Consider the following 12,698-nt stretch of genomic DNA (forward strand, 5'->3'; position numbering starts at 1 on the left):
ATTTAAAATCACTTAATTTTTTTGATTAATCACTTGAATCTCTTTTTCTAATTGTTGAACTGCTTCATAACCACATCTTAAAGTATCTGGATCAGAATGATCAAATCCATAAGAAAAGTCGGTTGTTAAAAATGATTGAACCATTTTTTTAGCCATATATGGTGTGACAACTAATCCACCCATTGCTAAAATATTGGCATTGTTAATTTTACGAGAAAGTGTGGCTGTTTCAATGCTTTCACACAGTGCACAGTACACACCAGTAAATTTATTTGCAACTAAGCTAACACCCATTCCAGTACCACAAAAGATAAAACCATAATCAAATTGTTTTGACGCAATTCGTTTACCAACTTCAAATCCAACAGATTGATATTCAATGGGATCATTAGTTGAAACATCCATTACGTCATGTCCTTCATGTTCTAAAAGCTCTTTTACAGTATTTTTCAAATCAAAACCTAATGGATCAGCACCTATTACTATTTTCATCATATGACCTCCTAGATAAAATTTTACTTTCACTGTAACTATATAACTATTTACCGCTTTTTTAAATTGATATCTTGATAAAAAACTAATTTTAAGGACATTTTAATAAAAATTAGTCTATTTTAAAAATATTTTAATAAAAAAAGACTATCCTTTGTTATTAGGATAGTCTCAATTTAGTTTGATTAATTACTTAAGTCTTCACCATTTGTGGCAATAACCTTTTTATACCAGTCAAATGATTTTTTCTTAGAGCGTTTTAAAGTCCCATTACCTTCATTATCACGGTCGACATAGATAAAGCCATAACGTTTCTTCATTTCTCCTGTTCCAGCACTAACTAAATCAATACAGCCCCATGTCGTATACCCTAATAAATCAACTCCATCTTGTTCAACCGCATCTTTCATCGCTTGAATATGCGCTGCCAAATAACTAATTCGATAGTCATCTACTACATGACCATTTTCATCAGGAACATCAATGGCTCCCAGACCATTTTCTACAATAAATAATGGTTTTTGATAACGATCATATAAGTCATTCATTGTAATTCTTAGACCCAATGGATCAATTTGCCAACCCCATTCGCTTGCTTCTAAATAAGGGTTTTTAACTGATGCAAAGATATTTCCAGCTGTTTGCTCTAGTAATTCAGGGTCTGTTGTTTGAACACGAGAAGAATAATAAGAAAAAGAAATAAAATCAACAGTATGAGCCTTCAATAATTCTAAGTCGCCATCTTCCATAACAATTTGAATACCTGCTCGCTCCATTTCCTTCAAAGCATATGCTGGATATTCTCCTCGTGATTGAACATCAATAAAGAAATAATTTTCTCGATCAGCTTTTTTAGCTGCCCAAACATCTTCAGGCTTACATGTATAACTATAATTGGCTCCAGCAGCTAACATACAGCCTACTCGATTTTCTGGATCAACTTCATGAGCAATTTTAGTCGCAATTGCACTCGCTAATAATTCATGATGAGCTGCTTGATATTTAACTTGCTCTTTATTATCACCTGCTTCAAAATAAAGGCCAGCACCCATAAATGGTGCATGTAAAATCATATTAATTTCATTGAAAGTCAACCAATATTTAACTAAACCTTTGTAACGTTTAAAAATCACACGACATAAATTTTCATAAAAGCCAACTAATTTTCGATTGCGCCAAGCTCCATATTCTTTTACCAAATGCATTGGACAATCGAAATGTGTAATCGTTACAAGTGGTTCGATTCCATATTTATGGCATTCTTTAAACAAATCTTCATAAAACTTTAAACTGGCTTCATTTGGTTCTTTTTCATCACCATTTGGAAAAATCCGACTCCAAGCAATCGATAAACGATAGGTTTTAAAACCCATTTCACCAAATAATGCAATATCTTCTTTATAATGATGGTACATATCAATTGCCTCTTTAGCTGGATAAAAATGTTCCTCGTCAAAATTAAACATTTGCATCTCACCAGTAATTACAGGAAAGCGATCTTTACCTACTGGTGCTAAATCAACATTAGCTAATCCACGCCCATCTAAATTATATCCACCTTCACACTGATTAGCAGCAGTTGCGCCACCCCATAAAAAATCTTTTCTAAATGCCATAATTCTCCGTACCTCCAATATTATTTTTTATCAAATTCATCAACTACTCGGTTAATATGAATAACCAAATAAATTAACTCAGAGTCGTCTACTTTAATTGCATGTTTTTTTTCTAAATAGTCTTTGACACGTAGACTACATTGAAAGGCTTTAGGGTATTTACTCTGAATTAATTCATATAAAAAATCATCCTGCTCTTTAAATGTTGTCTCCATTAAAATTCTTTGAACAAAATATTGAATATGCGTGACCATTCGCGTGTAATTTAAGGAAGATTCATTAAAATCAATTCCAAAATATCGTCGAATAATCGCCAAAATATCACGAACCATTCCCGTTGCTTTGATTGTTTCTTGGACTGTTTTTTGTCCTAAATTATTAGTGACAAGATGTAGGGCAATGAATCCTGCTTCATCGTTACTAAAATTAATATCAAGTTGATTTTTTAATAATTTTAAGCCTTTTAGTGCAACTTGATATTCCCCCGGATAAAACTTTTTAATTTCTAGTAACAATGGATTAGGAATTGTAATCCCCTCAGCATAGCGTTTCACAGCATAATTAATATGATCTATTAGTGTTAAATAGGTTTTATCTGAATATTGATGAGCTAAATCGCGCTCAGCAATTAAAACAATTTCTTTCGATATATCAATAATTCGTTCATCGACATCTTGAAATAACCGCTCCATGTCTAAAAAATTAACGGCTTGATGATTGGAAAAAATTTTCTCGATTTTTATAGGATCTACTTCATCATTAGTTTTTTTTCCAAAAGCGAGTCCCTTTCCCATGATAATAATTTCTTCGTTTTTTTCATTATAAGAGATAACAACATTATTATTTAAAACCTTGTTAATAATATACATTTACGACCTCCTTATCTTGTCTAAAGTATAACATAATCATTGGTTTTAGGGACTCTTTCTTTCATTTAATGACCGTTAATAAATCTTCACCACTTACTACATCGTTCTGATCGAAATCAAGTACATCTATAAATTCTGGTGTATTAGTGATGATAATAGGTGTCACTGTCGAGTAACCTTTTTCCTCAATAAGGTCTAAATTAACCTTAACCAATAAATCACCAGGTTGAACTTTATCGTTTTCTTTTATTTGAATCTCAAAACCTTCACCATTTAGTTCGACGGTATCCATGCCAATATGCATTAAAATTTCGATTCCATCATCTGAAGTAATCCCAATCGCATGACCTGTTGGGAAGACCGTTGTAACAACACCTGAAATTGGTGCTCTTAATTCTCCACTAGTTGGTTCAATAGCAGCACCTTTACCTAACGCACCTGATGAAAAAACATCATCCTCAACGTCAGTTAATTTAATCACTTTTCCAGTCATCGGTGCTTGAATCATTGTTTTTTTACTATCACTTTTAACTGTAATTTTACTGTCTCCTTCGCTGCTAACTGATTCTGATTCTTTTTCTAAATCAAAGCCTAAAACTAACGTTAAAATAAACGCAATAATAAAAGCAATAATTGTCCCAATAATGCCCATAACTACACTTGACTCAACACCATCAATAGTACTAATAAAACCTGGAATGCTTAACAAACTAACTAAACCACCAGTAAACATTTTCACACCACTACCAGCTATAATTGCGCCTCCCACAGCACCACCAATACAAGCTGCTATAAATGGTTTTTTCAGTGGTAGTGTTACTCCGTAGACAGTCGGCTCTGTGATACCAAAAAAGGCGGTTAGTGTGCCCGAAATAGCTAAGGCTTTACGTTTTTGATTTTTAGTACGTATAGCGACCGCTAAAGAAGCACCCGCTTGTGCAATAACAGCACCTAATAACATTGGTGTCATTGTATCAAAGTTATTAACTGTTAAATTATTTAGAGCAATTGGAATTAGTCCCCAATGCATACCAAACATTACAAATACTTGCCATAAGCCTCCCATAATTAGACCAGCTAGAATTGGACTAAAACCAAAGATAGCACCGTATCCTTTGCCTAAAACTGTCCCAAAGATAGTTCCTAAAGGTCCGATAGCAACAAATGTTAGAGGTACCATAATTAAAATCGTCACCAATGGGACCATAATGATTTTTAAGAAACTAGGTGAAATCTTTTTAGCAAAATTTTCAACATATGACTGGACCCAAACAAATAAAATTATTGGAATAACCGTTTGCATATATCCTGTGGGGGCCATAATGATAGGTAGCCCGAAAAAATTTAATATCCCTGTTGTCGCATTAGCTGTAATCTCTGGATAAACTAACGCCGACGCAATTGCCAATGAAACAAAAGGATCCGCTTTAAATTTTTTCGCTGCTGTAATCGCAATTGCCATCGGTAAAAATTGCATAAAGCCATCGGATGCCGCTAATAAAATTTTGTATGTTCCTGAATCAACAGATAATAACTGTGTCACTGTCGCTAATGTTAAAAATCCTCTTAAAACTCCAATCCCGGCTAGTGCTCCTAAAAACGGAGTGAAAATCCCAGATATAATATCGACTAGCTTATTTAATACATTGCCACCTTGTTTTTCAGAAACTACTGTGTCATTGTTATCAAGACCAGTTAATTCGATAATCGGTTCAAATACTTCACTCACGTGACTCCCAATAACAACTTGATATTGACCTCCACTTTGAACGACTTGAATGACACCATCTAACTTATTTAATTCAGCAGTCTTAGCAATCGATTCATCCTTTAATTTAAATCTCAAGCGTGTCGCACAATGAACTAAGCTAATAATATTCGACTTACCTCCAACTAATGTTACAATAGTTTGTGCTAAGTCTCGGTTTGATTGTTTTGCCATTTTCTTTTCCTCCTTATACTGTTAAAGACACAAAAAAACCTAAACTGAAAAAAATACACCAAAGCGCAAGAAAACAGAAATAGCCTTGATTTTATTTTTATCAATTTAGGTTTTGCCTGCAAAAGCAGTAACAATCCTTAATGTGATTTCACTATATCATCAAGAGAAATTTTTTGCAAGCGTTTTATATAAATAAAATGATTAAGTGAAATTAAGCGTTTAAAATATATTAATTAAATAATCTGTGTTATAGTTAATCTAGTTCAATTAACGAGTAATTTTAAATAAGGAAGGATGTTTTACTAATGTGTACTAATGCTGCAATTCAATCACAAGAAGGTCATTTTTATTGGGCACGAACTATGGACTTTCCAATGAATTTTTTTGATAATAATGGTGTACTAAAATACTTCGGCAAAAAAGAACCCATTCAATTTGTTACTGAAAAAATTACACCAAGCTATGATTTTATTGGTATGGGACTTGGAGACGGTAATTTAACTGTGATGGATGGTATCAATAGTGAAGGCTTAGTTGGCGGTCTCTTTTATTTCGAAGAATTTACAACAGCAACTGAAAGTGAATTAGCTAAAAAAAATAAAAAACCTGTTGCAATCAATGAAATGGTCACTTATTTTTTAGCACAATGCCGGACCATCGGTGATGTCGCTTACCTAGCATCGCAATTGGCTGTAATTGATAAGACCACAACCGGACAACCTGGTAGCGCACCCCTTCATTTAACCTTTATGGATACCACAGGTGAATCGGTTATTTTAGAACCGGACCATAATGGTGAATTTACCATTCATCGTAATGTGACACACACTATGACAAATAGTCCAACATATGACTGGCATGTCACTAATTTACGAAATTATGTCAATCTTTCTGGTTTTACCATTGACCAGTTAGAATTAGGTGATTTAATAATCAAAGATATCGAAAGTGGCTCTGGTCTTTTGGGCCTTCCTGGTGACTATACAAGCCCTTCACGATTTATCAAGATTACATTACTAACTCATTTAATGGATCAACCAGAAGATAAAACCGCATTGAAAGATTTATATCGAGTGTTTAATTCAGTTATTATTCCAAAAGGAATTGAAAAAAATACACCGACAATTAGTGACTATACTAGTTACTGGATTGGCTATAATATTGAAAAAAGAGAATTCATTATGTCACAAGAAGGCTCACTTAGTTTTTCTTGTGACAATCTTGATTCCATTAGAAAACATTTTAAAGGTAAAACAGGTGAATTACCATTTACCTCTGAGGAAACATTTAAAACATTAACAAAACATAGAGCGTCTTAATTATTAGAAAAAGTCACCGGTAACTGCTTGGAGTATTCAAGCAATTACCGGTGACTTTCTTTTTATAACTAATTTATATTTTAAGCAGTACGTTTTAGATAAATAACGACACTTGCTGTTCCTACTAACAATAAGCCCACAATAGCTAACTGATTTTCTTGCTCACCTGTTTTTGGTAATACACGATTAGTCTTAGAGTCTTGATTAGGTTTTCTAGTTACTGAGCTTCCTTTTCCTTTACCAGATTCTTCACTGACTACTGGTTTACCAGTTTCAGGTTGCGGATCGGTTTCATTTCCCGATTCTTGTGATGATACTTTAACTAATGACTTGGTCGCTTGATTTAAAGCATCTCTAGTCTCTAGCACTTTTTTATTTGTTACAACAATCGTTACATCTTGACTATCTACTAATACTTTTTCAGCATCAACTAGAGCTTGCTTAAATGGTTCCCACGTAACTTTAGTATAGGCTTTTGCTTGTTGTTTTTTAGCAGCTGTGACATCTGATTTTAATTCTTTAATCGATACTAAAACATCTGTCTCACTATTTTTCAATTCATCAAGTTTCGCTGCTGCAGCGTCTTCATCTTTAGACTCTAAGATTGTTGGAACATCAACAATCTGTTCTTGAAAAGCTTGCCAGCTATGAGCTGTATAATCATCAGCTGCTAATTTTTTTAATTCTGTCATTCTATTCATTAGGCTGTTTATTGCCGTTTCCTGTTTATTAGGAATCACACGCTTATAAGGGAACGACTCAGCATAATCACTTAGTTGATATTTTTTCGCTGCCAATGCCGTTACTTTAGCTGATTTATCAGAACTAATCTCCTGTAAGAAATCTGTTAAAATAATATCCATTGATGGTCCCTCTTCACGAGCACCACCTAACATAGTATAGCCATCACCACCAGCTGATAAGAAATCATTTGTCGCTAACTTATAGGTTTGATCTGCCTTTACTAACTCAAATTTATCAGTCTTCCGGTCTTTAATCTTTAGAGATAGCACACGTTGACCTGCACGATTTTCTTCTGGTTTCGCACCAACTGCTAAAGGATCATAACTTACCTGTACCGAATCTGATACTTGTAAAAAGCCACCATTACGCCCTAACAACGGAAAACCACGTTCGTCTAAGATTGGCTGTCCAGTTTTTTCATCAACTTGAATATCTGAACGTAATGATTGTTCAAACATTTCTATTAGCTGTTTACCAGTTACATCAATTTGTGCAATTGAATTACCAAAAGGTAAAACGGCTAACAAGTCACCTTTTGTTACTTTACCTTTATTAACACTCGTTCGAATTCCACCACCATTAATAACTGCTAAATCCGATGGTCCACCTTTAAAACCAGTTTGACCATAATTATAGAGAGCATCTGCAATCAAATCACCTAAATTAGTTTCACGCGTACGACCATAAGCCCCATCGCCTTCTAAGTAAACAGGGTTATCTTTAATGACTACTTCACTCATAACATGGTCAAATTGTTTTTCATTTTCTGACACAATCGCTTTAATCTCTGTATTTTCTGTAATATCCTTAAATTCAGTCGCTGGAACTAGTTTTGCTTCAAAAGTGGGTTGGTTATCTTTATATGAAACTGTAATCAAACCAACATTATTTAAGTAATTACCTGTTTGAGCTAACAAGACATTACCAAATTGCTTCCCACCAGCTAAAGCTGTATGCGAGTGTCCATCTAAAATAATAATTTTCTCACTAGGATAGGTTGTGGACAATTCTTGAGCTAAAGTATCTCCACGCCAATTTTCAGGTGTCGTTGGGTCAACTCCTAAATGTGAAATGATAGCAAAAGCATCTACTTTTTCTTTCAAGTCATCAATAAGTTTTTTAGCCACAGGAATTGGGTCTTCAAACGTAATCCCTTTAACATTATTGGGATGTGTTTTAAAGGCCGTTTCTGGTGTTGTTAAGCCAATAACACCAAATTTTTTACCATCTTTTTCAATAATCTTATATGCATCAAAGGCTGACTTACCATCTTTAATCACATTGGCAGAAATCATTGGTAATTGTTTTTTATAAGCCATTGCTTGCTCATAGCCAAAGTCAAACTCATGATTTCCGACACCAACGCCATCATAAGGCACCAAACTCATTGCCTTCGCCATACCTTCACCTTTTGTAAAATTAGAAATAGCCAAACCTTGTAAAGCATCTCCAGCATCAAGCATTAATGTCGGTTTAATTGTATCTTTGTATGTTTTTAATTTTGCTAAGCCAACAGACTTACCTTCGACATATTGCATCCGACCATGCATATCATTCGTATGCATTATTGTAAAATTAAATTCACCGGTCATTGCACCATCTGATTTTTGTGAAACAATACGTTTAGCTGGAAATTCTTCTGTATACTCTGCCAATTCCTTAGCCTTTAGATTCGTCAAGTAGCCTAAAAAAGCAGCATCCATTGATGGACCTTCTTCAACAGCTTTACCTTGGAACATTGTATAGCCGTCACCACCAGCAGCCAAGAAGTCATTCGTTGCCATATTATAAACAGTTGTATCATTTCTAGGCACCTCAGTGAATTTACCGGTTTTATCCTTTAATTTAATTGATAAAACACGTTTACCAATTTCCCCCGTCTCAGTATTTGTGCCAGGTAAATTAGAATCATAAGTCACTTTAAGTGATTCAGATACATGCAAAAAGCCACCATTCGCTCCTAATTTTGGTAAACCATTACTATCTAAAATTACTTGTCCTTGCCCATCAACTGCTGGAATTGAACGTAGCGAATGTTCAAACATTTGATAAATTTCATTTCCCGTTACTTTGATTTGTGAGATAGTATTACCGAACGGCATAACACCGACTAAATCACCCTTTGTGACTTTACCTGGTTTAATCGATTGACGAATGCCACCGCCATTAACAACAGCAAAATCACTTGGTGTCTTAAAGCCACTTTGACCATAATGATAGATAGCATCACCAATAATATTACCTAAGTTTGTTTCCTGTGAGCGAACATTCTCACGTTCACCGTTAAACATAATTTGATTATTCTCAAGAGCAACTTGTGACATTTCCGCTCCAAAATTTTGTTTTGCAGCTTGGACAATGGCTTCAACTTTTGGATCTGGTGTCAGTGATTTCAATTCAGAAAATGGATGAAGTACAGCTTGTGTTGTTACTTCTTCTCCAGAATAAGTTCCAGTCATCATTCCTACATTATTTAAATAATTTCCTGTTTGACCAATTAATACATGTCCTTCACGTGCACCTTCTGGTAGTGGTGTATGTGAATGTCCGTCAGCAATAAAAATTTTCTTATCAGGAAAATTTGCCGCTAGCTGTTTCGCTAAATACTGACTTGTCTCATCTTCAACAGTCGTTTCATCAACACCTAAATGTGTCATAAAAATAAAGTAATCGGCTTTATCACCAATTTCTTTCATGACATCAATCGCAACTGGTGCTGGCTTTTTAAACGTCACTTTTTCAATATTATTTGGGTGCGTTTTCACCGTTGTCTCTGGTGTTGTTAATCCAATTAAGGCAAATGATTGTTTCTCACCGTTCACATCTTTTTCTACGATTGTATAAGGATCAAACGGACGCTCACCTGTTTTATAATAAACATTTGCCGACACAATTGGAAAAGTTAAGGCATTTTTATAAGTTAATGCTCGGTCTAAGCCAAAATCAAATTCATGATTTCCTAAAGTCATAGCATCATATCCTACGGCATTCATAGCTTTAACCATATCCATGCCTTCAGTATAATTCGAAATTGGTAATCCCTGCATCGCATCGCCCGCATCAACTAGTAACGTTGGCTTTTGATTATCTTTAAATGTTTTAACTCGGCCCATACCAATCGAAGGACTATATTTATCTTCTAAATACTCTAAACGCCCATGCATATCATTGGTATGCATGATTTTCACTTCTTTTTTTGTAATAGCTTTAGGTCTTTCAGCTTCTTTTTTAGTGCTAGACTCTTTTGTCTGAGTATTGTCTGTTTCCTTCTCTTCTTTACCTGAAGTATCTGTTTTTAGAGCATTCCCACTACTACTAGTGATTGTGTCTCCTTCAGCAAGTGATAGACTTGATGGAAGAACCATACCTAACGTCAAAACACTTAACGCACCAACAACCAACTGTTTAACCTTTTTACTTTTAAACAAATTATTCCCTCCTAATATTAGTATTGTTACTGACTAGTGCAATTAGCTCTAGTCTAATTGTCTCCGCTTCATTTTAGCATAAATCGGTCTAATTATTAATATAAATACAAACAATATTTTTATTTTGATTATAATCATTCGTTTTTCAGAAAAAACAAGAAATTTTAATAGTGTTTCAGAATAATAATTTGAATATCGATTTAGTTTTCATGATATTTTCGTTTTTTTCTTTTACTTTATCTCATTTAAAAACTTATCTGTATCCTCGCTAATAACTTTGTATTGTGTATGATGTAAATAATGATCGCCGTTTAATTCTATAACTTGACCTTTTTTCAATCCACTTATTTGATCTTCATGTAACTCTTTCCAATTAGTGATACTTGGATCATTGCTGACGATAAAAAGTAATACAGGTAAATCACTCGGAAATCTTAGACCTTTTGATTCTTTAAAATTAGTAAATAAATGTGAGTATTCGTTTTTCATACTAGTAGAATTCAAATTTTTAAATGTAATCATTTTTAATTGCTCAAAGTCTGGATCATTTTTATCTTTACCCAAGTTATCTGGTGCAGCTGTGATGACTAATCTCATTAAACCTGACGATTTAAGAAAATCAAAGAAACTTAAATTAATTTTTTCCATTGGCTGTTCCGGAGTACTTGTATCAATTCCTACGAATGCTTTAACTGGTTCATCAGGGTATTCGTTGACATAGTTAACACCATATAAACCTGCAATCGAGTGTCCCATAAAAACATAAGATGATAAATTTAATTGCGAGACCACTTCATGAATTTCCTCTATAATATTTTTCGTTGTTCGTTCACGCTTAGTTTGGCTACTTAATCCATACCCAAACGGTTCAATCGTAATCACGCGATTATTCTGATTTAATTGCTTGACTAATGGTTTAAAATCCAAATATGGTGATGCTGTACCATAACCTGGTAGTAAAATAATTGTCTGATCCCCCTGCCCCTCATCAACTATATTTATTTCTCCATCAAATACTGATAGTTTTTTTCCGTATGGTTGAATCAGTTTAGCTTCTTTCTTTAGACTAACTTGGTTATAAACAAATGCTCCACCAATGAATACTGTAAGAACACCGACTATTCCTAATAAAACATATCCAATTTTTTTTAATTTACTCTTCTTTTTTTTCATTATTTACTTGCTCCTGACTTATTAGTTTAGCCATTATTTGTTGAAAAATTGCATCACTCAAGATATCCATTCCCATTTGTCTTAAAACAAGCTGTGTTGCTTTTATCTTCTCAACTAAATGTTCAGCTAGATGTGAATAAAAACTCGGCATATACCATGTATTCAAAATAAATAAAGCCAGTTCTGCCATCTCTCGTGGATATTCCACGGTAAGTGAGCCATCTTTATTGCCCTCAATAATAAAACGTTCAATATAAGGTGTAAAAATAAGCTGTGTCTGCTTTAAATGTTTTAATAATAATGTTTGATTGTCCATTAAGGGTGCTATTTTTTTCGCGCTTTGGTCCCTTCCTTCTTCAAACATACCTAATAAAAGTAAATTCCGCATTTTCTCTAATCCTGATAATTTCTGATTCTCAGAAATTTCTTGCATACTTTCGTACTTAGGCAGCATTAAACGAATTACTTCATCGACAATAGCTTCTTTAGATTTAAAATGGTGGTAAACTGCCCCTTTAGATAAGCCTTCTAGCTGACTCACAATATCTTTAATTGTTGTCTTGTCATATCCTTTTGTAAGAAATAAATCCATCGCAACACGGATTATTTCCGCACGTGTGGATTCTGCATCATACCGATGAGTCACTTTTATCACGCTCCTAAACATTCTTACGGTATGTTTTTACTGTACTATTTTTATTTGGCATTGTCAAATAACTTAATATCTTTAAAAATAAAAAAATCAATGCCTCTAACAGCATTGATTTTCTAAAATTATTTAAATTTAACGGCTGTACCGTAGGCCACAACTGATTGCATTTCTTGACCAATTGTTCCCGAATCAAAACGCATCATAACAACAGCATCTGCACCAACTGCTTCAGCTTCTTCTCGCAAACGATCAATTGCCTGATCACGTGCTTCACGCTGCATATCTGTGTAAGATTTAATTTCCCCACCAACCATGCTTTTAAAACCTGCTCCAATATCCTTGAACATATTTTTAGAACGCGTTGTCAAACCAAAAACCTCACCAATAATTTCATACTCTTGGTTAGGAATTTTTTCTGTCGTTGTTACTAACATCATACAATCAGCCTCCATAAATTATCATT

9 protein-coding genes are annotated in these 12,698 nt (G+C 34.1%); 1 reads left to right on the forward strand and 8 read right to left on the reverse strand.

Going from position 1 to position 12,698, the window contains the following annotated elements:
• Positions 1 to 12: 12 nt before the first annotated feature.
• The 4 genes from BW732_RS03410 to BW732_RS03425 form a co-directional block, all read right to left on the reverse strand.
• Positions 13 to 495, reverse strand: coding sequence for an RpiB/LacA/LacB family sugar-phosphate isomerase (locus BW732_RS03410; RefSeq protein ID WP_077275472.1), 483 nt, complete (start codon positions 493 to 495; stop codon positions 13 to 15).
• Between the two features lie 182 nt (positions 496 to 677).
• Complete coding sequence (locus tag BW732_RS03415) at positions 678 to 2,108, reverse strand: 6-phospho-beta-glucosidase (protein WP_077275473.1); 1,431 nt, start codon at positions 2,106 to 2,108, stop codon at positions 678 to 680.
• A gap of 20 nt (positions 2,109 to 2,128) precedes the next feature.
• A complete protein-coding gene (gene licT / locus BW732_RS03420) occupies positions 2,129 to 2,977 on the reverse strand; it encodes a BglG family transcription antiterminator LicT (RefSeq protein WP_077275474.1) in 849 nt (282 codons plus the stop codon).
• A 61-nt stretch (positions 2,978 to 3,038) separates the two neighbouring features.
• Positions 3,039 to 4,919 carry a beta-glucoside-specific PTS transporter subunit IIABC gene (locus tag BW732_RS03425; RefSeq protein ID WP_077275475.1) on the reverse strand — a complete coding sequence of 627 codons (1,881 nt, stop codon included), beginning with the start codon at positions 4,917 to 4,919 and terminating at the stop codon, positions 3,039 to 3,041.
• A gap of 305 nt (positions 4,920 to 5,224) precedes the next feature.
• On the opposite strand from BW732_RS03425, the gene BW732_RS03430 reads away from it, so the two are divergent.
• A complete protein-coding gene (locus tag BW732_RS03430) occupies positions 5,225 to 6,238 on the forward strand; it encodes a linear amide C-N hydrolase (protein WP_077275476.1) in 1,014 nt (337 codons plus the stop codon).
• A gap of 80 nt (positions 6,239 to 6,318) precedes the next feature.
• Here the strand turns inward: BW732_RS03430 and BW732_RS03435 are convergent, their stop codons facing one another.
• The 4 genes from BW732_RS03435 to BW732_RS03450 form a co-directional block, all read right to left on the reverse strand.
• Positions 6,319 to 10,410: a 5'-nucleotidase C-terminal domain-containing protein gene (locus tag BW732_RS03435; protein ID WP_077275477.1), complete on the reverse strand. Its 4,092-nt coding sequence runs from the start codon at positions 10,408 to 10,410 to the stop codon at positions 6,319 to 6,321.
• A 231-nt stretch (positions 10,411 to 10,641) separates the two neighbouring features.
• Positions 10,642 to 11,583 carry an alpha/beta fold hydrolase gene (locus BW732_RS03440; protein WP_228414970.1) on the reverse strand — a complete coding sequence of 314 codons (942 nt, stop codon included), beginning with the start codon at positions 11,581 to 11,583 and terminating at the stop codon, positions 10,642 to 10,644.
• Complete coding sequence (locus BW732_RS03445; RefSeq protein WP_161485506.1) at positions 11,564 to 12,229, reverse strand: TetR/AcrR family transcriptional regulator; 666 nt, start codon at positions 12,227 to 12,229, stop codon at positions 11,564 to 11,566. The genes BW732_RS03440 and BW732_RS03445 overlap by 20 nt, the downstream gene beginning before the upstream one ends.
• Positions 12,230 to 12,357: 128 nt before the next feature.
• Positions 12,358 to 12,669 (reverse strand): heavy metal-binding domain-containing protein, encoded by a 312-nt coding sequence (locus BW732_RS03450; RefSeq protein WP_077276858.1) that lies wholly within the window; start codon positions 12,667 to 12,669, stop codon positions 12,358 to 12,360.
• Between the last annotated feature and the right edge of the window lie 29 nt (positions 12,670 to 12,698).

Origin of the sequence: Vagococcus penaei (assembly GCF_001998885.1) — a bacterium.
Classification (GTDB): domain Bacteria; phylum Bacillota; class Bacilli; order Lactobacillales; family Vagococcaceae; genus Vagococcus; species Vagococcus penaei.

Coding starts and splice junctions, on each gene's coding strand:
- BW732_RS03410 (WP_077275472.1), bottom strand. CDS start 495: ATGATGAAAATAGTAATAGGTGCTGATCCATTAGGTTTTGATTTGAAA.
- BW732_RS03415 (WP_077275473.1), bottom strand. CDS start 2,108: ATGGCATTTAGAAAAGATTTTTTATGGGGTGGCGCAACTGCTGCTAAT.
- licT (WP_077275474.1), bottom strand. CDS start 2,977: ATGTATATTATTAACAAGGTTTTAAATAATAATGTTGTTATCTCTTAT.
- BW732_RS03425 (WP_077275475.1), bottom strand. CDS start 4,919: ATGGCAAAACAATCAAACCGAGACTTAGCACAAACTATTGTAACATTA.
- BW732_RS03430 (WP_077275476.1), top strand. CDS start 5,225: ATGTGTACTAATGCTGCAATTCAATCACAAGAAGGTCATTTTTATTGG.
- BW732_RS03440 (WP_228414970.1), bottom strand. CDS start 11,583: ATGAAAAAAAAGAAGAGTAAATTAAAAAAAATTGGATATGTTTTATTA.
- BW732_RS03450 (WP_077276858.1), bottom strand. CDS start 12,669: ATGTTAGTAACAACGACAGAAAAAATTCCTAACCAAGAGTATGAAATT.